Source organism: Paenibacillus sp. Mc5Re-14, assembly GCF_001049835.1.
Classification (GTDB): domain Bacteria; phylum Bacillota; class Bacilli; order Paenibacillales; family Paenibacillaceae; genus Paenibacillus; species Paenibacillus polymyxa_C.
Genome location: NZ_CVPD01000001.1, coordinates 803612 through 825706, shown reverse-complemented (window position 1 = coordinate 825706; position 22095 = coordinate 803612). Strand labels below are relative to the sequence as shown.

Annotated in this window: 20 protein-coding genes; 15 read left to right on the top strand and 5 right to left on the bottom strand. The window is 43.3% G+C overall.

Going from position 1 to position 22095, the window contains the following annotated elements:
- Positions 1 to 56 precede the first annotated feature (56 nt).
- From BN1546_RS03835 to BN1546_RS03810, 6 genes are all read left to right on the top strand, one after another.
- A complete protein-coding gene (locus tag BN1546_RS03835) occupies positions 57 to 776 on the top strand; it encodes a response regulator transcription factor (RefSeq protein WP_014599581.1) in 720 nt (239 codons plus the stop codon).
- A 167-nt stretch (positions 777 to 943) separates the two neighbouring features.
- Complete coding sequence (locus BN1546_RS03830; RefSeq protein ID WP_228392891.1) at positions 944 to 1843, top strand: sensor histidine kinase; 900 nt, start codon at positions 944 to 946, stop codon at positions 1841 to 1843.
- Positions 1844 to 1985: 142 nt separating this feature from the next.
- Complete coding sequence (locus BN1546_RS03825; RefSeq protein ID WP_013370163.1) at positions 1986 to 2909, top strand: ABC transporter ATP-binding protein; 924 nt, start codon at positions 1986 to 1988, stop codon at positions 2907 to 2909.
- Complete coding sequence (locus BN1546_RS03820; protein ID WP_025676406.1) at positions 2906 to 3613, top strand: ABC transporter permease; 708 nt, start codon at positions 2906 to 2908, stop codon at positions 3611 to 3613. Before BN1546_RS03825 ends, BN1546_RS03820 begins: the two co-directional genes overlap by 4 nt.
- Positions 3614 to 3627: 14 nt before the next feature.
- Positions 3628 to 4362, top strand: coding sequence for an ABC transporter permease (locus BN1546_RS03815; RefSeq protein WP_090736039.1), 735 nt, complete (start codon positions 3628 to 3630; stop codon positions 4360 to 4362).
- Positions 4363 to 4560: 198 nt separating this feature from the next.
- Positions 4561 to 4713 (top strand): FDLD family class I lanthipeptide, encoded by a 153-nt coding sequence (locus BN1546_RS03810; RefSeq protein ID WP_025676407.1) that lies wholly within the window; start codon positions 4561 to 4563, stop codon positions 4711 to 4713.
- A gap of 170 nt (positions 4714 to 4883) precedes the next feature.
- Here BN1546_RS03810 and BN1546_RS03805 read toward each other — a convergent pair whose 3' ends face one another.
- Complete coding sequence (locus BN1546_RS03805; RefSeq protein ID WP_013370167.1) at positions 4884 to 6245, bottom strand: lanthionine synthetase C family protein; 1362 nt, start codon at positions 6243 to 6245, stop codon at positions 4884 to 4886.
- Between the two features lie 197 nt (positions 6246 to 6442).
- Between BN1546_RS03805 and BN1546_RS03800 the strand changes: the two genes are divergently transcribed.
- From BN1546_RS03800 to BN1546_RS03780, 5 genes are all read left to right on the top strand, one after another.
- Positions 6443 to 6595 (top strand): FDLD family class I lanthipeptide, encoded by a 153-nt coding sequence (locus tag BN1546_RS03800; protein ID WP_016820476.1) that lies wholly within the window; start codon positions 6443 to 6445, stop codon positions 6593 to 6595.
- A 77-nt stretch (positions 6596 to 6672) separates the two neighbouring features.
- Positions 6673 to 7935: a lanthionine synthetase C family protein gene (locus BN1546_RS03795; RefSeq protein ID WP_013370169.1), complete on the top strand. Its 1263-nt coding sequence runs from the start codon at positions 6673 to 6675 to the stop codon at positions 7933 to 7935.
- Positions 7936 to 7991: 56 nt separating this feature from the next.
- Positions 7992 to 8669 (top strand): winged helix-turn-helix domain-containing protein, encoded by a 678-nt coding sequence (locus BN1546_RS03790; protein ID WP_013370170.1) that lies wholly within the window; start codon positions 7992 to 7994, stop codon positions 8667 to 8669.
- Entirely contained in the window at positions 8644 to 11898 is a 3255-nt protein-coding gene (locus BN1546_RS03785) for a lantibiotic dehydratase (protein ID WP_090736037.1), read from the top strand. Before BN1546_RS03790 ends, BN1546_RS03785 begins: the two co-directional genes overlap by 26 nt.
- Positions 11899 to 12004: 106 nt before the next feature.
- On the top strand, positions 12005 to 13786 hold the full coding sequence (locus BN1546_RS03780) for an ABC transporter ATP-binding protein (RefSeq protein ID WP_225683739.1): 1782 nt from the start codon (positions 12005 to 12007) through the stop codon (positions 13784 to 13786).
- 38 nt (positions 13787 to 13824) lie between these two features.
- Here BN1546_RS03780 and BN1546_RS03775 read toward each other — a convergent pair whose 3' ends face one another.
- The 3 genes from BN1546_RS03775 to BN1546_RS03765 all read right to left on the bottom strand — a co-directional run bounded on the left by BN1546_RS03775 (position 13825) and on the right by BN1546_RS03765 (position 16459).
- Positions 13825 to 14154, bottom strand: a complete 330-nt coding sequence (locus BN1546_RS03775; protein ID WP_025676409.1) for an AzlD domain-containing protein — start codon at positions 14152 to 14154, stop codon at positions 13825 to 13827.
- On the bottom strand, positions 14144 to 14875 hold the full coding sequence (locus BN1546_RS03770; RefSeq protein WP_090736034.1) for an AzlC family ABC transporter permease: 732 nt from the start codon (positions 14873 to 14875) through the stop codon (positions 14144 to 14146). The genes BN1546_RS03775 and BN1546_RS03770 overlap by 11 nt, the downstream gene beginning before the upstream one ends.
- A 345-nt stretch (positions 14876 to 15220) precedes the next feature.
- Complete coding sequence (locus BN1546_RS03765) at positions 15221 to 16459, bottom strand: MFS transporter (protein ID WP_040101765.1); 1239 nt, start codon at positions 16457 to 16459, stop codon at positions 15221 to 15223.
- Between the two features lie 279 nt (positions 16460 to 16738).
- Here BN1546_RS03765 and BN1546_RS03760 point away from each other — a divergent pair, with 279 nt between their 5' ends.
- Positions 16739 to 17287, top strand: a complete 549-nt coding sequence (locus tag BN1546_RS03760) for a helix-turn-helix domain-containing protein (RefSeq protein WP_040101764.1) — start codon at positions 16739 to 16741, stop codon at positions 17285 to 17287.
- 99 nt (positions 17288 to 17386) lie between these two features.
- Positions 17387 to 17902, top strand: coding sequence for an acyl-CoA thioesterase (locus tag BN1546_RS03755; RefSeq protein WP_014599583.1), 516 nt, complete (start codon positions 17387 to 17389; stop codon positions 17900 to 17902).
- Positions 17903 to 18010: 108 nt separating this feature from the next.
- Here the strand turns inward: BN1546_RS03755 and BN1546_RS03750 are convergent, their stop codons facing one another.
- A complete protein-coding gene (locus tag BN1546_RS03750; protein ID WP_090736032.1) occupies positions 18011 to 19477 on the bottom strand; it encodes an RICIN domain-containing protein in 1467 nt (488 codons plus the stop codon).
- A gap of 226 nt (positions 19478 to 19703) precedes the next feature.
- On the opposite strand from BN1546_RS03750, the gene BN1546_RS03745 reads away from it, so the two are divergent.
- Both BN1546_RS03745 and BN1546_RS03740 read left to right on the top strand, forming a co-directional pair.
- Positions 19704 to 20402, top strand: coding sequence for a 4'-phosphopantetheinyl transferase family protein (locus BN1546_RS03745; RefSeq protein WP_040101762.1), 699 nt, complete (start codon positions 19704 to 19706; stop codon positions 20400 to 20402).
- A gap of 47 nt (positions 20403 to 20449) precedes the next feature.
- Positions 20450 to 22039 carry an amidohydrolase gene (locus BN1546_RS03740; protein ID WP_090736029.1) on the top strand — a complete coding sequence of 530 codons (1590 nt, stop codon included), beginning with the start codon at positions 20450 to 20452 and terminating at the stop codon, positions 22037 to 22039.
- The last annotated feature ends 56 nt before the right edge of the window (positions 22040 to 22095 follow it).

The window sequence follows — 22095 nt, the reverse complement described above, 5'->3', positions numbered from 1 at the left end:
CGTTTGCTTTTATAATGAAAGTAAAAAATGTAAAAAAAGAATGGAGAACCTTGGTTATGGAAGAAATTGCAGTGCTTATCGTAGACGATGAACAGGGACTGCGAGATATGCTGACAAAAGTATTAAAAAAGGAAGGATTTCTTCATGTTAAGCATGCAGCCACGGGCCAAGAAGCGCTGCAAATCGTGATGGAATCTCGTATTGATGTGATTGTGCTTGATGTTATGCTCCCTGATAACGATGGATTTGAGGTATGTCGTCAGATGCGTCTATACACGGAAGTTCCTATTCTTTTTTTGACGGCAAGAGATACAGATCTGGACAAATTAATGGGATTTGGTATTGGGGGGGACGATTATATCACCAAACCGTTTAACCCGTTGGAAGTCGTTGCACGTATGAAAGCTCGAATGAAGTATCGAAATGTGACAACAGCGGATATGAAGCCTGCTTTACAAACCTTAGATTTTGGATATTTTTGTCTGGAGCTGGAATCAGGTGCATTGTATGTGCAAGACCAAGAGGTCGATTGTCCTGCACGTGAATGGCTACTGCTGGTATTTTTGTGTAAGCATCCTAACCGTATATTCAGTGTGCGTCAGCTATACGAAGCAATATGGAGCGAGACCTTCCTTGGTGATGAAAAGACAGTAGTCATTCATATCTCTCGTTTGCGAAAAAAAATAGAACCTGATCCCAAGCACCCGCAATTTTTAGTTAATGTAAGAGGGCTAGGTTATAAAATGATATCAGTCAAGAGGGGGGAGCAAGAATGAACTCTCTGGTCAAGATATCCTTTCGTTTTATAAAAGTAACATTATGTTTTGCACTAGCCTATGTTCTTTGTTTTCTTATCTGCACTGTTATATATATTTTTATAAAAAGTACATTTGGTACATCTCATAATATGAATATTGATCTCTTCTGGATAGGACTTGGAATCGTGCAGAGCATTGTGTTCATAGCTGTCTATGGATGGTATATAGGCAAACCCTTGGTGTATGTAATTAAATGGATTGGAAATATAGCAACAGGGGAATTCCAAGCGCCGCTAAGTGAGCTAGAACTGCCAGAGCGCAAAAAAAATCAGAGCAATAATTATAAGCCTCCGTATCAATTGTATAAAGAAGTTTTTGAACAAATGAACATCTTATCTGCTCAATTGCGCAGCAATGAGGAAGAGAGAATGGAAATAGAAAAGCGAAAACAGCAGTGGGTAGCAGGTGTAAGCCATGATCTCAAAACACCTTTATCTTATATTGAAGGATATGCAGCCATGCTGACTGCTCAAGAGTATGATTGGTCCGAGGAAGAAAAAAGAAGCTTTAGTATGGCTATCAGTGAGAAAGTGACGGAAATGAAGCAGTTGATTCAGGATTTGAATGCTTCTATGCAGCTCAAGGAGGGTGCCTTGCCGATCCAGTTAAAGAAGGAGGACATTGTGGAGTTTCTCCGCAATACGGTCATAGATATCGCTAACCATCCTTCGGCCGAGCAGTACGAATTTTCTTTTATGTCATTGGAGGCAGTATGTGTCGTGCCCTTCGATAGTAAATTATTAGGTAGAGCGTTGAAAAATTTTTTGATGAATGCAATCATTCATAATCCTCCAGGTACACATGTTTCAATGGAAGTAAACAAAGAGAGCGATAAGCTTCATATTTCTATCGAAGATGATGGAATAGGAATGAATCCAACTGAATTTATACAGATGACACCTTCCAAAGAGCATGGGATACCTATTGCCAAAAGCTTTATTGAAGCCCATAACGGAACGCTTCATATTCTTCCGGGAAGTCAAGAGGGTACCAGAATAGAAATTACGTTGCCACTGAATATGTAACTCTTTAACATCTCTCCCTCACATTGAGGAGTTCGCTCGTTTTTTTGCCTGTTGTTTAGGAACTGTTTACTTGATGTTAACTTTCTTTCAGTAAACTGTATGTAACTAACTTCAGCATTAAAAGTCGAGAGGAGAGCAGGAAATGTCTGAATATGTAATACGTACACGTCAGCTAACCAGGCGTTTTGGAAAAAGGGAATTTGTCAAACAAATAAATCTCCAGGTACCTGGGAAGCAAATTTACGGATTTTTGGGACCAAACGGGGCGGGGAAAACAACCACGATTCGTATGCTACTCGGGCTGATTAAATCCACATCCGGGGATATTGAGATTTTTGGGAAAAAGCTCAAGGATCATCGCATGGAAATATTAAAAGATGTGGGTTCTTTGGTTGAATCACCTGCCTATTATGCCCATTTGTCCGCATATCGAAATTTAGAAATCGTTACAACGATGCGTGGGTTGCCGACTCGAAAAATTCATAAAGTGCTGGATTTGGTGAGATTAAGCAAGGATGCGTATCGTCCGGTAAAAGGATACTCCTTGGGGATGAGACAAAGGCTAGGAATTGCCATGGCGTTGATTGCTGATCCCAAATTGTTGATTCTTGATGAACCGACGAATGGTTTGGACCCGTCCGGTATTCAGGAAATTCGGGAGTTAATTATGAGCCTGCCTGATGCTTACGGAATGACGGTATTGGTTTCGAGCCATCTATTAAGTGAAATCGAACAGATCGCAACCTATGTAGGGATTATTAATCAAGGGGAAATGATTTTCCAGGGAACGATGAAAGAACTTACAGACAAAAGCAAGCCTCAATTATTCATTGAAACCCAAAATCCTGTTCAGGCTGCTGGAGCCCTGATGCAGCATGGATGGATTGCCGGAGCTGAATCCATGGAGCAAAAAGAGGTCATAACTCCTATAGTAGACCGTGAGCAGTCATCGGAGATGATCAAAGTGTTGGTGGAGCACAATCACCCCGTCTACCGGGTAAGGGAGAAGAAAAAAACATTGGAGGAAATATTCCTGGAGCTGACTGGTAAGGAGCGAAGCTTATGATACTCCAAGTTATCAAGGCGGAAGGATATAAGCTGAAAAAAATATGCTGGTGGCTTCCTCTAATACAGGGCTGTGTTCTTACAGGAATGACTGCCATGGAATGGTATCTCTACTTTCGCCAGGGGCCAGGCGGGGTCTATGCTGGTTTTGCCGTTATGTTTATGTTCATCTCATTTGTGATGTTGCTTGGTTGTACACTTTTGGCAAGCATAATGGCAGGTACAGAGCACGATACTCAAACATGGAAGCAGTTGATGGCCATGCCTGTTCCTAGAAGCTATATTTATGTATCCAAAATAGTGTGGATCGTGATTTTGCAGCTTGGCACCGCCTTGATCACGATAGCAGGGATGAGTCTCATCTGGGTGTTGTATACAAACGAGCCCATTCCTTGGCGAGTTATGCTGCTGCAGCCGATTAATGCCAGCTTGGCTACCCTGCCTGTACTTGCAATTCAACTTTGGTTGTCTACCCTTTTTACTAATCAGGCATTTCCGTTAGCGTTTGGCATATTTGGTTCTATTGCCAGTTTGTTTTTGGCACGAACAAGTATTCTTTGGATTAAATTATTACCTTGGTCGTATCCGGCACTATCAAGTCCTCTGATTAAGGAATACGTAATGTGGGTGGTCATTGCTTTATGTGCAGGGATCATCTTCACAGGACTCGGTACTCTACAGTTTACAAAACATGAATTCAAATAGAGAGGGGAATCTGCATGGGATCCCTTTTACGCGTGGAAGCGATGAAGCTTCAATGGGTCATGGTATGGATTCTCATTATATTGGATGCGGTTATCAATTCTTTAATGGGAGTCCTGGAACTGAACGATTTGAAGCAGTTTTATGAGCCTAGCTGGTTAATGTTATACACCTATGCGGCGCATTTTCACTCGATGTTTTTTTATCCGCTTTATTGTGGAATTATTGCTTCTCTTTTGTGTGCATACGAACATCGAGATGGAGGATGGAAGATTTTATTGAGCAGCCCGTATCCCCGTCAGCGAATCTATTATGCAAAATATATATTGCTCATTCTCATACTGTTTCTTGATCAGCTTACATTCATAGTAGGATATTTTGCAGGTGGGTATATAGCAGGTGCTCCAGGAGAAATCCCTTGGACTCTCGTTCTTTCTACCGGATGGGGAGGGTGGTTCGGAATTCTTCCATTGGCAGCCCTCCAGCTTATGCTTTCGGTAAAAATCCGCAATTTCGGAGCTTCACTAGGAATGGCTATTTGCTGTGTAGTGCCTAATATTGTTATGACAGGCTTTCATTCTTCTATAGGAGCATGGTTTCCCTTTACGATTCCTTATTATATTATGTTGCCACAAACAGCGAGCTATGCTCCCAGAGTCGAGCCTTATAGTCTTGGTTTGATTGTACTTTTTACGTTTTTAGCCTATCTATATGGTGGAAGAAAAATGTTTGTGAATAGGGACTGGTTGTAGCTAGGATATCATGAGGCTGTAATTCATCTCTTTGTTCTCAGAAACATTTATTAAAATAGCAGTAATCTCTGCAAGGCCTTCAAGTATGTCGTATTTGAAAAATAATATGGCTTAAGAATTAAATAAGATATCCGTAAAGATCATTTAAGAGTGAGTACCTTATGATTAAAATGAAAAAAACAGAAAGGAGATGATGTAATGAAAAATCAATTTGATCTGGATTTGCAAGTGACCAAAAGTGAGAGTGCTTCTAAAGAGCTTCAAGCAGACAGCGGCATTATTTGTACTCCTACTTGTTTAACATCTATTTTAAACTGCTATACTAGCATTTCACATTGTGGACCTTGTTGATAACTAAAATTTGACCATGAAGGCACGGTTCAAAAACCGTGCCTTTAGTTATAAATTTAATTTCCTTTACTACTCGCTTTAATAGCATAGCGTCTTCAATATAAGGGTTCGTCCTTAGGGTTCTGATATAAAAATAAAAATGGATAGTCCTAAATAGCGGCTGGTTTTAGCTAAGATAACATCAGAGTGTAATCCCAGGGCATCTCTTTGTTCTGAGAAACACTTAATAAAGCAGAAGCAATCCCGGCGACGCCTTCAAGCAGGCCTGCTTTTGTCAGCCAGGCCAAAGAGCTGTCTGCCCTTGGCTCGGGGTCCAGATATCCAAGTGGACTATCGGCTTGAAAGCGATCTATCAGCTGACTGGTTAATTGTTGAATAAGCGGGATAAACGCTGGTTCCTTACTGTGACACCACATTCGCCAGGAGATCGTAAGCAACCCGGCAAGACCATGACACAATGCAGAGGAGTCCATTTCCCGCTTAGCTACCTCATAGGAAATGGCACCGATACAGGCCTTCACAGCCATTTTTTGCAGTACTTCATCATGAAGAGCCTTCCCGGCAAGAAATAAGGAACAGGCAACGCCAGGAGTACCGTAACACCAGGCTTCTCTTGCTCGATTTAAATCAAACTGTAAAGAGCCTGTTTCAGCCTCAAAAGGAACAATATGAGGCCAGTAGTAGCCGTATGTATCCTCATTTTTATACTTAAGCAGCCATTCCGTAATCGTTTCAATCGCTTGATATTGGCCTTTTACTTCAATTCCAGAGTTGTAAGCTACTGATAGTAAGGCCAATGGTCCGGGAATGCCGTGTGCCATTCCGCAATTGAAGTTACCCATAGGATAGTTGCGTTTATCTCGATCCAAAAACTGAAACTTTTGCGGAGAGTACCAGCCTGGAACATAGCGGTTGTGGATTTTTATAGGATATGTGAGATCGGTTAGAAATTGAAGAATAGGCTCGACAAGAGGAGTACAACTAGGATCGGTTGAGTTCATCACAATATATCTCCCAATCCCGGTGGCTCCTGAAATCGTATCAAAGGATTGCAGGGGCATCCCTTCGTGCAGAGCTAATTGTGCTGTATTCAATTGCAGCCATTGTTCTGTCAGAGGAATCATCCATTCATGTATTTGCTGTAAAAAATGACTATAGTATTCGCCATGATTGGAGGCTTCTCTCACGGAAGAAGCGATGCCGGTCCAGCCGCTGTAAAGTGAGACATCATTTAGACCACTTTTAGCAAGCGAAGCTTGAATGTGCTTCATATTCAAGTAGATAGCCTGATTCCAATCATACGTGGAGTCTGAAGCACGACATTGAGATAGTAAAAAAATATTACCCGGATATCCGTGTGAAAGCGAAGTCTCGCCCCATGGGTGATATTTGGTTTCGGGTGAAATATTTTGCTCTGCGTGGACTGCTTTGTAGACTGATTCAGGATTACTCAGGCGCAAGGCGATTGTTGTACTGAAGTCTTTTGCCTGTAATTGATCGCATACTTCCATAACAAACTGGCCCGTTTTCATACGAATGCCCCTTTCATTTTTTCCTTCATTATATTGTTGCTCAAAGCTGGCGAGTTGTCCTTAAAAATTCTAAAAAGTAACGAGGAATTATCTTAATTGCATTCACTAAATTTAAGATGGATGTAAGAGATTTATAAAGTCTAGTTAAGATTGTATAACTTATAATAAAATTGTAAAAAATAAAAGGAGGTAGCAAAATGAAAAATCAATTTGATCTGGACTTGCAAGTAGCCAAAAATGAGGTTGCTCCTAAAGAGGTTCAACCAGCTAGCGGTCTTATCTGTACTCCTTCCTGTGCAACAGGTACTTTGAATTGCCAAGTTAGCCTTTCCTTCTGCAAAACGTGTTAATAACGAGAAAACATGGTACAAAAGGCACGGTTTTATAACCGTGTCTTTTCCCGGTTATAAAAATAGGGGGAGGAATTATGGTTGGAGATTTGCAGGCAAGGTCAGTTGAGATCAGCAAAAATATTACACAAAAACTGATAGACCTATCATATACAGAAAAAATAGTTCACCATAGAAACAACCTTTCACCTTCGCGTGGAACGGCCCCTTGGAATCCCGGCTGGCTTGCTGATGGAGTTCCAGGTGTATTCGTGCTGTTGGCCGAGTGGGGTTATCTGGAACCTGATCAGAATTGGTCAGAACATGTGCATACACAGTTGTTGTATTTACATCGCAATTCTTTAATACTACTGCCCGATATATCTCTGTACTATGGTTCTACAGGTGTAGCATATGGAGTATTGCTTGCCTCAAATAACAGAGCTAATTATCAACAACTGTTAAATCAAATAAATGATTATATTCGTACTCAATGGGTAAAGTCACCCGTCATAAATACAATTACAGAGTTTAGCAAGCAGATGGACGTTATCCACGGCTTGCTCGGAATGGGCAGATACACATTAGAGATTCCTGAAGACGAAAAGATGTGTAATCTGTCCCATCAACTATTAGACACTATAACGCACTTTATACCTGAATATATACATTCGGCATCAAGGAGAAGTTCGACTTCGATTCATCTAGGTATGGCGCATGGCATCACCGGAATCCTTGCACTGCTTGTCACTGCCCTACAAAAAAAGATTGGAGTTAAAGGATTACATGAGGCTATAGAACATATAGCCGATTTTTTGCTTATTCAAATTCAGGAGGATCAATATGGTTTGTATTGGCCTGTTAACTCTCAAGCGACTTCAATGAACAAGACAGATAACAAAGAAGGAATGAGAGAAATTGAAGGCTGGTGCCATGGAACCTGTGGAATAGCATGGACTTTACTCAGAGCAGGAATGGAGTGTAGCAATGAAGAATGGAAAAAGATAGCCGAACAAGCTATGAAATCCGTATTTTGCTTGGATGATGAGCTTTTAAACGCGCTATCCCCCACTTTCTGTCACGGATTGGCGGGTTTGCTTCATATGGCTCATAGATTCTATTACTTCACTGGTAATAAAGCTGCATTAGGCTTTGCCAACCAAATAGCATTAAAGTTAATGAATCTATACGATGAAGAGCTCCCATTTGGTTACCAGGATTTAGAGGGGAGCATTCATGTTCATAATATAGGAGTACTGCAAGGGGCAGCAGGGATTGCGTTAAGCTTATTGGATTATGGAATAGGGAAGGAAGAGCCTAAATATTCAGGGAGATGGAGTGAATTATTTCTGATTTCATAAAAGAACTGTCTTAACTCTTTACCTGAAGCATTGGTTTTATAGTTAGGGGGGGTTAGATGAAACAAAAATTTATCGCTATATCATCTTTTGGGAAAATTAGACACTTTTTTGAGGCGTTAAGTACTCCGGAAAACGTCCAAATAATTTTTTATAATTCGCTTAATGAGGCTTTACCGTGGATTGATGAGCAGTGCATCGGTGTCGCTTTGAACCAAGATCATTTAACGCTAGAGGATTTATCTTACTGGCATACTATCAAAGAAAAATGTTCGGTTCCATTTATCTTCCTGTCCTATCATCGTGATGACCAGAGGCAATTGGATCTCCTGAAACAGTTGTTTTCAATCGCTTCATCTGAATATCAAATCCAGCGAGAGCATGAGGCTATTAGTCTATCTCCCAACGTTATTTTTGATCCTGCTGGAAAAGTCATTTGGAAGCAAGGGCATGAGTATATGCTGACGATGATGGAATTTCGATTATTGATGTATCTCCTTACAGCGAAAGAGTGTGCATCCACGATTGATCACATTATAGACAGAGTATGGGGAGTTGATGCTTATACTACATCTAATACGGTGTATGTGCATATCCGAAAATTAAGAGAGAAAATAGAAGATGATCCAAGTCATCCGAAAATATTGGTAACATGCCATGGAATCGGTTACAGGTTGAATATATTTCCTAAAAACTTGGAGGTGGCCAGTTGTGAAGAGACAACTGCATTACACTGATGCTCATAACCTACATAGAGAACCGAGAGATAAGAATGAACGATGGTTCAGCGCATGTGATTATTTTCTAATCAGAGCTCCATTACTCCCGATAGAGCAATATTATAAGGTGTTTTCGGATCAAGATGTAGATAGCCCTCTTTCTTTGGAGGAAATCACTCGTCGACTAAAGCTGGTTTCCCAGGAAGCTGTTATTCGAGAAGCTATTTCATTGGCCTCTCCGTCCCTTATGCAGTTTCTACACTATTTAAACGATGACAACGCTTCGGATGATAAAGGAGAGTTACAAAAGTATGAGAAGACGCTGAATAGCTTTTATCGTTATTTTATTCGGATGACTACCCGAACAACCCCATTTGGATTATTTTCAGGGGTGGGGCAAGGGATTTGTAGGGATGCTACCCATTTGGACATAGGTACCTATCATCAGCATCTGAAGAGAGCCAGACCCGACATGGAATGGATATATAAGATGATCCGGAAGATGGAGTCTGACCCAGTCATATTTGATCAACTAAAGGTTTTCTTAAACCGAACGGTTATGATCAAGGGCGATCGTGCCAAATTACCATTTCGGCCTAAACATGGAGCGGCAGAAGCCGATGATTCAGCCGAAATGTTTAGTTCCATTCGGCTTACGGACGTCGTTCGCCTGACGTTTGAAGCTGCAGAGCATCCGATTCAGGTGATGGAGCTTAAAGAATTACTATTGAAGGCATTCCCCGACGCTACTATGGAAATCATCGCTCATTTTTTGCAACAGCTTGTAGAGCAGGAGTTTATTTTGAGCGAGCTTAGACCTCCACTGATGGATCATTCACCTTTTCATTACATATTTGAAAAAATTAAAAAAATGGACATGTCTGATCATTGGACTGACATTTTACACGAAATTGATATTTTATTACGTCAATACAATCAGTGCACGATTGGAGAAGGAGAGAAGGCCTACCGGGAACTATGTGGCAAAATGCTGGATATCATTCCTGTAAAAACACCTGTACAGGTCGATGTCAAATTAGCTCAAGAAGTAACGTTGCCAAGACATGTGCTCAATGATGTTGCATTAGGAGCTGAAGTCATGTGCAGGTTGTTTTCATCCCCCAAAACGGATGAGCTGGACGATTATTTAAATCGTTTTTTGGAAAAGTACGGCGTGTATCAGGAGGTCCCTATCAATGAACTGTTTGATGAGGATTGGGGACTTGGTATACCAAAGATGTATCGTACCAATGAGAAAAAATCAATGGGCATGGAAGCATTTAAACGCAATGCTGTTCTCTTTCAATGGCTTTCGAATGCCATTGCCAACCATGACATAGAAATCGTCCTTTCAGATGAGCAGTTGGAGCAACTGACGATTTCCGATAATGATGACACTTCCCCGGAATCTATGGAGGTATACTACAGTATATTTGCCGAATCACCTGAAAAAGTCGATTCAGGAGACTATAGGCTTTTACTTGGGCCCAGCGCTGGTTCTAATCGGGCAGGTAAAACTTTTGGACGTTTTCTGGATATGTTTAGTGATGAGTTTGTACAAAATTTTTCTGAAATATATGATCATCACCAGTGTTTTCATCCTGATGCGTTATTGTCAGAGATGGTTTTTATGCCCGATCAGGGGAAAATATCAAATATATCACTGAGCAAAAATTTAATGGGATATGAAATCGTGTCCGGAACGACCTCTTCTAAAGATGAGGAAACGACATTACACATGGATGATTTATTGATAGGTGCAACTCATGACCGTTTCTATGTCAAGTCCAGACGTTTGGGTAAAGAAATTATTCCCCTGCAAACCCATATGCTTAATTACAAGCTTTCACCGCATATATTCAGATTCTTGACCGATATCACCAACAAAGAGCTCGGCACATGGTCCTACTTTGACTGGGGGCCACTAGAGCAGTCTCCTTTTTTGCCAAGACTTGTATATAAAAAAATCGTTATTAGTGCTGCACAGTGGAGGCTTGGCAAGACTGCGTTGAATATTTCAGATTTAACTGAGCCTCAAGCAAGGGAGTATCTTTTTCATACTTGGAGAGAACAGTGGAATGTGCCACGCTATGTTTATTTAACGATGGGAGATAACCGACTTTTATTGGACCTGTGCAATCTCTTCCATGTCAAAGAATTGCTCCGTGAGGTGAGCAAGATGCGGGAAGGACAAGAATTGCTTCTTACCGAGTGTTTGGGCGATCCATTCCATACCCCGTTACATGGGACCGCCGGGAGATATATGGGGGAATTTGTGTTTCCGCTCAAGAAGAAAAAAATAAAGGTGAAACCGAGTATCCCTAGTTCACAAAACCATTTAGATTCTCAAAACTTCATTGCTCACACTTCTTCCAGCATTCATAGAGGTATACTTCCAGGGGGCGAGTGGATTTACCTTAAATTGTACGGAGTCAAGGAAAGGGAAAACGATCTGATTGGATTGAGTTTAAGTCAACTCCAAAATAACCCGGGATTTGAGGATTGGAGTCAAAAATCTTATTTTTTGCGGTACGTTGATCCCGAGCATCATATCCGTCTGCGGTTTCAAGGAGAGCCGAGTCAACTATGGAGTGCTGGCTTGGCGCAATTAAATCAGTGGGCAGTTGAGCTGCGTGAAGAAGGACTTATCACCCATATGGTACTGGATACATACCTTCCTGAGCTGGAGAGGTATGGAGGACAGATGCTTATGGACCTGGCAGAACAGGTTTTTGACGTGGATAGCCGATGGGTCATCGCCTATATGGCTGGAATTCGTTCCAAAGCTTTCAATCTGGACATAGAGATTGCAGCTGTGATTAATATTATTCATTATTTAAGCAGCTTTGGTTTAACGATTCGGGAACAAGTGGACTGGCTAGACGAAAGAATTGACAGCAAGCCTTATATGAAGGCGTTCAGGGATGTTAAAAAAGCATTGATTAACGCTGTAGAATCGGATTATGAATGGATTAGACAAGCAGATCCAGCTGCACAGGTCGCTTTGTTGGCACTTGTAAAAAAAAGACAGGCCATGATTCAACAGTATGCTCAAGCGATAACCCTGGCTGAAAAAAATCATGAGCTTACGAATCATGCGAATGATATTTTAGGCAGTATCATTCATATGCACCTGAATCGTCTGCTTGGTGTCAATAGGGAGCGGGAAATGAAATGTATGGCTTTGGCAAAGCATACAGCGGCCAACCTGTTGCATCGGAAAGGAGTGCACCATGTCACAGTCTAAAGGACAAACCAGTGACCTGGTTTCTTTATCCTATAAAAATATATTTCGTACCTTCTTATTTTGGCCTCGTATATTCAGGCTGCTTTGGGACACTCATCCTTCCTTTTTGATTGCTATACTCATTACAAATTTATTGAAGGGTGCCATTCCTGCGGCGATCCTTTTAGCAACAAGAGAATTAATCAACAGTGTTGTGGCAGGAGCATCAGGAGGACGTTTTCAGCCTGCTTTTATAGCTTTTGGCGTCCTAATAGGTGTTAATTTAGTGTACGACCTAATCAATATTGGTGAAAGCTTTTTTCGTAAAATGTTCCAAAGTCGGCTATCCAATCAGGTAAATATTAAAATTATTGAAAAAGCACAAAAGATGTCTTTGCAGTCATTTGAGGATGCAGATGTGCAAAATATGCTTCAACGTGCTCAGGGAGAAGCAGATTACAGACCATTTGAAATATTTACTCAGATTCTTGCTATTATAAGCAGTGTTGTAACTTTATTTTCAACAGGTGCTATTCTTATCGCGTGGAGATGGTGGGCATTCTTATTCATTTTTCTCATTCCATGCTTATCATTCTATTCTTTTTTACGTATTGGACAAAGAGAATTTAACGTTCACTTTCAAAGAGCAGGAAGACAACGTGAATCCTGGTACTTGTCGTTTTTAGTGACAAGAGATAATAGTTTTAAAGAAGTGAAAATATTTCAACTAGGAGATTACCTGCGAAAAAGATATAAAACGATACTCGAAGGGTTTTATCGTGAGGATAAAGTGCTAGCGGTTCGTAGATCCTATACTTCTCTTGCATTTCAGATTGTGAATCAGGGTGCATGCGCATTTATTATTTTCATGGCCATACAAGCCACCTATGTTGGTCAAATTTTAGTGGGGAACCTGGTGAGCTTAATTCAGGGGATCACGTTAACCCAGTCAACATCGCAGAGCATTGTACAAGGAATTTTAAGTCTGTGTCAAAATAATTTGTATATTAAGCAGCTATTTGACTTTTTGGATATGCCGGAGGAAGCAAAAATACAAAAGTCAGTTCAACCTTTGCCTTTGTCCGTTATACACAGTATTGAATTTCGTAATGTATCGTTTAAATATCCCAACACGGAGGAGAATGCCATTTCTAATGTTAGCTTTACTCTTCATCAAGGAGAGAAGCTGGCCATTGTGGGGAGAAATGGATCGGGTAAATCAACGATTGTGAAGTTACTCACTCATCTGTATTCTAATTTCGAAGGAGAAATCAGAATTAATGGACACTCTATACACGAATTGGATAAAGACAGCTTTAGAGGAAAGATAGGCGTCGTTTTTCAGGATTTTGTACATTATGAGATGTCTGTTAGGGATAATATAGGCTTTGGTCATGTGGCTTCCAGAGAAAATGATGAGGTCATATGGGCAGCTATTGATAAGGCAGGCATTACAGATTTGGTAGCTGGTCTGCCCGATAAATTGAACACCCTGCTTGGAAAATGGTTTGAAGATGGACAACAGCTATCCGGAGGGCAGTGGCAGCGCATAGCAATAGCCAGGGCTTTTATGAGAAATGCCGATATCTATGTGTTGGATGAGCCGAGTTCTTTTTTGGACCCACATGCGGAGAAGGAGGTTTTTCAAAAATTTGGTCAGCTTGTTCACGAGAGAATTGGAGTATTTATTTCACACAGATTGTCCTCCGCACGTATGGCGGATACCATTATTTTAATGGAGGAGGGCAGAATTGTGGAAGCGGGCAGCCATGAGCACTTAATGGATATGGACGGAGTGTATGCTGAAATGTTCAGGCTACAAGCTTCTTCGTATCTTTCACAAGGAGAAAGTGACCTTGAGGAAGAAAAGCTGTCACCTTCGTTAGTAAGGGCGACAGGTGGATCATAAGAAAAGGAAAATACCCTCCTATTTTAGGAGGGTATTTTCTATCCCAACCACAAAAGTCGAACTACAGCCATACTCACAATACCGACAAGCACAGTAGCCAGCAAATTTTTACTCCACAAAGCGGTCACCAGCGTAGGAAGGACCGCTATAAGCACTTGCCCATTAAGAGTGACCGAGATTTCGGTTCGTACGAGCAGATTTTCCATGACCAGTGCCGTGAAAATGCAAATGGGGATGTAGGACAGCCACTGCAACACGGGCTTGGGTAGCGTCAGTTTTTGCAGCACGACAAAGGGAATGATCCTTGGGATGGCTGTGACAATCATCGCACCGATAATGATATATAGCACATTGGGATTAATATTCATTGTCGGTTAACACTCCAATCGTTGCGGTGATCATGGTCGCTACAATGACGGCGATATGTGATGGCACCCACCAGGATAAAAGGTACATTAGAACGGCCATACATAGCACAAGCAGCAGGCGATGCTTGAGTTTGGAGGTCTGGACACTTTGGAGCTGGGAAATGAGTAGGGCCAGAAACATTGCAGGTAAGGCAAAGTCCAGACCAAAAGCTTCCGGCTGGGAAATCCAATTCCCGAGCACTCCACCAGCCACACAGGAAGCAATCCAAGCGAGATAAGCTGTAATATTGAGTCCGTTCATCCAGCGGTCACTGACCTGCCCGCCTTTAGCCAATTTATCCGACGCTACCCCAAAGGATTCATCCGTTAAAAGGATACCGATGCCTATGTTTTTCCACAGTGAATATTTAGAAAAGTAAGGAGCCAATGATGCACTTAACAGCAGGTGGCGGGCGTTCACAATAAATGTCGTTAAAATAATGACAGATGGAGGACTGGCTGCAGCCAGCATCGAGCACATAATAAACTGGGAGGCACCTGCGTATACAAGCGCTGACATCAGACCAATTTCCATGGTGCTAACCCCTGATGAAGCGCCCACAATGCCTGCCGCGAATCCAATACATACATAACCAAGCAGTGTAGGAATACAATCTTTAACCCCTTGTAAAAAGCTGAGTGAATCGCGCTTTGTTCCACTCAACTCCGAAGCTATGGACATTTCAACCTTACCCCCAGTGTATAAATTTTATAATAGTATATAACGGAAATTGTAAAGTATCAATATATTATACGTTTGTATGTTATATTGAATATCTCCTATAGCGAACACGTAGTCTTATTGTACACTCTCGGCCACACTCTTCTAATCAGAAACAGTCTAATAAAGTAGACTACAGGAGAATTGCCCTTGAGCCCTTCAAAATGGCAAACGGACAAAAGCTGATGATTAGTCAAAGCAGCTCGGATGTGTTCATACAAGGACTGTTTTGACTGAACGGGGAGTTCGTAAAAAAAGGGCGCCCCAGTCAGTTCATGACTTATGGGACAACCCTAAAGTGGTGGCTTATATAAGCTCCTGCCGTTTTTTCAGATATCCGTAGAGAATAATTCCCGAGACCGCGCAGATGGCTGCGCATAGGCCAATAACTCCATATCCCGCCTGAAGCCCGCGCAGTATGCCAAGCTCAGTGGTTGCGCCGTAGACTATCTTAACTCCTTCGATTACCCAGCCGATCACATAGTTGCCAATGACACTACCTATGCCCATCAGCGTGACGACGAACGTAATAGCTGTATCACTGTCCTTAGGATATCTCCGTGCAATGAACGCCATCACGGTCGGATAGATCATTGCAATGCCTGCACCCGATGCGGCAAAGAGAAACGCCAGTCTCTCCCCACCCGCGATTGCTGCGAACGTACATATCGCTGAGAAGGCGGAGAATAAAATCGTCGAAAGCACAAACCCCATTCGGTCTGTGAGCGGACCAAGCAACAGGCGCCCCAACGAGAAGGTAAGAAAGAACGCGGAGAGCATGCTGGACGCCTTCACTGTACTCCATGAATACGCTTTCTCTAAAAAGTTGACTAGCCAGCCTCCAACTGCGAGCTCGGAGACTACTCCAAACGACAGGATCATTACCATCATCCAGAGTGCCGGATCGCGGGTTAGGGTCTTGAGTGAGGTCCGTTCCTCATGCTGCAGATCGTCTCCCGGGAAGGTGCTGAGCAGTGCGGCCACAATCGGCAGCAGACAGAGCGACAACATAGCCAGATACATCCCTCGCCAGTCCAGCGTATGTCCAAATACCGTCAATGACATGACTCCCGTCGCCAGCAAAGGGGCGACTGTTGAGCTAAGCCCATAGAAAAAGTGGGACAAATTCATCATCGTGCCGGTATTTTTTACAAAAATCCTCGCCCCCAAAATTGCGAGTGCAATCTCCAGCATGCCGTTCCCGATATACATCAAGAAGTAGGACGAGGCGAAGAATGGATACGTGTGCGACAGATAAATGAACACTCCCGAGATGATCATGGAAGCAAAGGAAATAATGCTGACCGCCTTGATTCCCCACTTACGGACAAGGACGGCGGTGAACGAGCAGGCAATCAAATACCCAAGTGCGTTTAGAGACAACAATGTTCCGAGCTGCTGTTCATCCAGATTGAAGTCGAATTGAATGCGTGGAATGGCAGGGCCTTTAATATTTTCCGAGATACCAAATACAATAAAGCCAATAAAAATTGTCGCCAGCTGCATCGTGTACATGTGGCGGGACTTGCGGGTTTGCGGATTCAAATTTAGTCCCTCCTAGATAGTTAACGTTGATTTTCTCACCTGTTGGGTGTTCAGGGACGGAAAAGACATAGGATAGCAACCCCTTTCAAGATATTACAATAGTTTTGAAAAACATTTTAATAAGTGAAGTTTAAGGACATTTATATTCAATGTCAATGTTTTAATTGGCATGTTGAAGTAAACGAGGAACCTGACCATAATAGAGTAAATTGTAGCTACAGCGGGTACTTTTGTGTATTCTTCATATATAGACTTTTGGATATGAGGAGGTATAATTCGGTGGATTCAATGCAATATATTATTGGTTCTAATTTGGCTCAAATCAGGAAGACTAGAGGACTTAGTTTGGATAAGGTGGCTGAACTGACAGGGGTTAGCAAAGGGATGTTGGCTCAAATTGAGAAGGGGAAATCCAATCCTACGGTAACCACGCTTTGGAAGATTGCGAACGGCTTGCACGTATCCTTCTCGACCTTTCTTAAAGAAGACCCGCCGCAAATCACGAAGATTCGGAGAGCAGATTTGCATCCAGTTATTGATGAGGGCGGTAACTATTTTGTTTACCCTGTCTTCCCGTATCACTCGGAAAAGAAGTTCGAAGTATTCACGGTAAGTCTGAAGCCAGGCTTTACACACAAGGCAGAAGAGCATCTGGGAGAGGAAACGATTCTCATGATCCGTGGGGAAATGTACTTTGAAATGCAGGGGCAACAGCTCAAACTGAGTGCAGGGGACGCCGTACAATTTCAAGGATCTGATTTTCATACCTATCGTAATGATTCGGATGAGGATGCCGATTTTTATGTATTGATTTATTATGCGGATTAGTGGGATGATTAACATAGTCTACAACAGACTTCGACACAGGATTCTGCAAAATCCTGAGATATAAAAAGAGAGCAACGAGGAAAAGAGAGGAAAGAACCCATGGAAAGCAAGTACATCCGAGAAACCTACTGCTTTAAGACGTCCCGAGTATTTCCCAATGATATCAACAATCATAACACGCTCTTCGGAGGCCGATTGATGTCGTATATCGACGATATCGCATCTATAGCTGCCGCCAAGCTGTGCCGTACGAACACAGTTACGGCCTCGACGGATTCGGTGGATTTTTTGCTGCCTATCCACCCGAGCGATTCTGTCACGCTGGAAGCGTTCGTAACTTGGACAGGCCGCAGCTCAATGGAGGTATTCGTAAAAGTGATTCGCGAAGGATTAATGACAGGCGACCGCAAAATTGCAGCCACCGCCTTCCTGACCTTTGTGGCATTGGACGAGAACAATCGTAAAGTGACCGTCCCACAGGTGATTCCGGAAACAGAGGAGCAAATACAATTACACCAGACAGCTCCATCGCGCGCAGCCATACGGCGTCAGCGGAGGGAAGAAAGCAAGCAACTGGCCAGTTTTCTGACGACAGATTTTCCGTGGGAAGTGTAGTGTACTAGACATCACCCATCTTATCGTTTTTGCGTAAAAAGGAGCCGTTTTTCCGTTACGATCACTAAGATCTGTTCGGATGACGGCTCCTTTTGGTAAGGATTCGAGCTATTCCACTTTAACTACACGGAAATTCTGATTCGTCCCGCCATTATCGCCCCATTGAATGGCTTTGGCTCCATCGCCAGTGGCGCCTTCGGAAATGTCGATCAGCTTGCCAGTTGCCCGATTTTTCAGCTTGTAATAGCCCCCGGTTACGGATACGAGCTGCCAATGCTGGCTGGACCAGCCTCCATCATTCCACTGTTCGATCACTGCGCCGTCCGCTGTAGCACCGCTTTCAACACCAATCAGCTTCCCGCTGTTCCGATTCACAATTTTATAGTACCCGCCGCCTGCATCCTTAAGCTGCCATTGCTGGCTTGGTGCTCCGGAATTCGCACGCTGCTCTAGATCTGCTCCGTCTATCGTCGCATTGCCAATGATGCCTAGCGGCTTGTTGCTCTTGCGACTTACCAGCTGATAATAAGCATCCGGGTCGATGACCATCGGCGTAGTTACGCCCTCAACCACACCACTGGCGGTATCAACGTTAATGCTGTCGAACCAATCCATGGCCAATGAAGTTGCAGTTGGAAAACGCAGTGGCAACCACACATATTGCGAATCCTGCACAGGACCGCTCCACGCCCCAGCCCAACGGTCGCCCAAATACAGATATGAGGTCGTCTGCGTACCTTCAACAGGAATGACGTAGGCCGACTGTGAACCGTAAGTCGTCCCGTCCCCGAAGTTCATCGTATTGCTCCAGGTTCCTTCAATGCTGGACGCAGTAGCATACTTGGCCTGATTGGGATTCCAGCCAGTTGCCCCGGATGTAATCAGGAAGTAGACGTCTCCTTTTTTGAACATTGCCGGAGCTTCACGATATTGTCCTGGCCAGAGTGTAGTCACCAGCGATTCAACTTGAAGAAAATCCGGTGTCAGGCGATAAATGTTCAGATCCGCGTTTACACGGGTAGCCGATATCAGGTATGCAGTACCGTTATCGTTGTATACAGTCATATCGCGCGAATCATAATCCAGCGGACGGAAGCTGCCCTGATACGTATAATCGCCGTCTACGGTATCAGATGAGGCAACCGCCACTCGGGCTTCGTTGTAATTAATCCCGTTTTCCTTGTGCATCCATAATACGTATTTACGCGTTTTTTCATTATAAATCACTTTCGGACGTTCAATATTCGATACATTCAGCTCTACGGCCGAGCTGCTGGTCAGCACGTTTTTACGAAACTCCCAGTTTTTTAAATCCGAGGAACGATAAGCGGATACCGCCTTGAACGTTCCATTCGGATTACGATTTTCACCAAACCAATAATAATAACCGTCCACTTTAATCATTCCGCCCCCATGGGCATGGACCACGTTTCCATCTGTATCTTTAAACTGAATTCCATTTACTACATTCGCTGAAGCAGCTGAAGCAATCTTAGGTGAGAACATCTGAAAAATGCTTAACGAAAGCAAAATAGTGAGCATAATACACAGCAAGCGGGCAAAATCATATTTCATTGTTTCGTCCTCCTCTGTATGTGTTATTTTAAAGCGCTTTCATTAGTGGGTTCTATGAAGTAGCTTTGAAGAGCTGCTTATCCCAATTGTATCCATATTGAATTGAAAGTGCTAGAGTAGTATATTGACCATGTATATAGCAAGCGTCATCCAAATTTGACAGACTTCAATCGAATGGTGAGTGTTACAAACGTATTATATTCATTAGGATATACGGGAGGCGACCATGGAAATATACGCGATTGATACGAGCAAGCCAGAGGCTGAGAATCATTACGAATTACTGGTAAATCGGGTTTCGCTGGCAAAACAGCACAAGTTGGATCGTTTTTTACATCGGGAAGACGCTTTGAGGGGGTTATACGCTGATGTGTTGTTAAGATGGTTGGCTTGTCGACAATTAAAAATACCGAATGCCAGCCTTCAGTTTACATACAATGCTTTTGGCAAGCCCTCCTTGTTGAATGCGCCGGCATTTCATTTTAATGTTTCCCATTCGGGAAAATGGGTAGTATGCGCTATCGATGATCATCCGCTTGGTATTGACATTGAACAGCTCCGTCCTATTGATTTTGAAGTAGGCAGGGTGTGCTTTTCGGACACAGAGTATGATGCATTAATGCATCAGGATGCAGAGAGTCGTTTATCCTATTTTTACGATCTTTGGACGCTTAAGGAAAGTTTTGTGAAGGCCGAAGGACAGGGGCTAACGCTGCCGTTAAAGTCTTTTTCATTCGAGTTGGAAGCACAACCGTCTATAGGTTTCACGACAGAGGGCTTTACTACGGAGTATTGTCATTTTAAGCAGTATGAGCTAGACCCAGATTATAAAATGGCTGTCTGTGCAGCTCATGATGACTTTGCACAGGTGGTACAGCAGGTAGATATAAATACACTACGTTTGGAAGTAGCAACCCTGGCGTAATATGCAGCATATCAAGCGTATAGTTGGAAAAAAGGAGATGAGTGGCGTTGACATTCGTTTTGTTCAAGCACGGCAGGTTATATGGGGACTGGGCTACCAAAGGAGACTCCATCGTTGTACAGCATGGCCGCATACAGGCCATTGGAAATGCTCGGGAGCTTGAATTGCAGTTATCTGGTAAGGAGTATGAAACCGTGGATTGGGAGGGAGCCAATGTATTGCCGGGCTTAGCCGATGCCCATATGCATTTGTCTATGCATGGTATGAAGCTAGCTATGCTGGATTTAACATCAGCTACTTCCAAGGACGAAATGCTGGCTATGCTGCGCAAGCGGGTCGCTGTAACACCGCCAGGTGAGTGGATTTTAGGTCTTAATTGGAACGAAAATGCGTTTATTCCTGTTGAAATTCCGAATATAGCTGAGCTAGATGCTATTACAGATCAGCACCCGGTATATCTGACCCGTACGTGCTTTCATACATTTTTGGCCAATTCAGAGGCGTTTCGGCGTGCAGGTATTAACGAGAACACCCCTGATCCGGCTTCAGGAGCCTATGGACGGGACGCAGAGGGTCGATTAAATGGATTAATTTATGAGGAAGCATCCTTTGCCTTTACAAGCGTGCAGCCAGAGCCGGATTATTCGGTGAAGAAGGATACGATCCGGCGAGCTTGTCTGGATGCGCTACGGCTGGGGCTGACTGCTGCGCATACGGAGGATTTACGTTTTTTGGGCAGCGTGGAGACAATGCAGCGAATTTACAGAGAGCTGAGAGAAGAAGGTCTTGCATTTCGCACACACCAGCTCATCTATCATCCATTTATGGAAGAAGTGAAAGTACAGGAGCTGCGTGCAGGTACCGGAAATGAGTGGTTCAAAATCGGTGCGATTAAAATGTTTGCTGATGGCGCTATTGGTGGAAGAACGGCTTTATTATCCGAACCTTATAGTGATGCTCCACATACGTGTGGAATGGCCATCCAACCACAGCCAGAGCTAAATCAGATGGTGGCAGCAGCCAGAGCCGCAGGCTTTCCAGTGGCTGTACATGCCATCGGAGATGAAGCGGCGCATATGATTTTGACAGCGATGGAGGCTCATGGATTAACGGAGGAAAGCGGGTTGCCGGATCGTCTGATTCATGGGCAAGTGCTAAGGGCTGATTTGGTCAAAAGAATGGCGAAGTTGCCGCTGATTGCGGACATCCAGCCTCGTTTTGTCGCCAGTGACTTTCCCTGGGTGCTGGATCGGGTAGGGAAAGAACGGACCGAGTATTTATATGCCTGGAAAAAGCTGCTACAAGCAGGTATTTCGTGTGCTGGAGGCAGTGATGCGCCGATCGAGCCGCTAAACCCATTTCTGGGTATACATGCGGCAGTGACTCGCGCCAAGCCGGAAGAAAAGCATGAAGGTTATCTTCCAGCTGAGAAGTTGGATGTTCACGAAGCCATTCATCTGTTTACTATGGGAAGCGCAGTAGCCGCTGGGGAAGCTGCTGACAGAGGGACAATCGCTGAAGGCAAAGCTGCTGATTTTACCGTTATTGACCGCGATGTATCGGAAAGTCACCAGGCTTTACTGGATGTTAAGGTACGGATGACCGTTGTGAACGGGCAAGTTGCATATCGGTCGTAGGCTGATAATACGTATGTATGGCAAAAGCCTTCAACTTCACTTTTTACGTGAGGTTG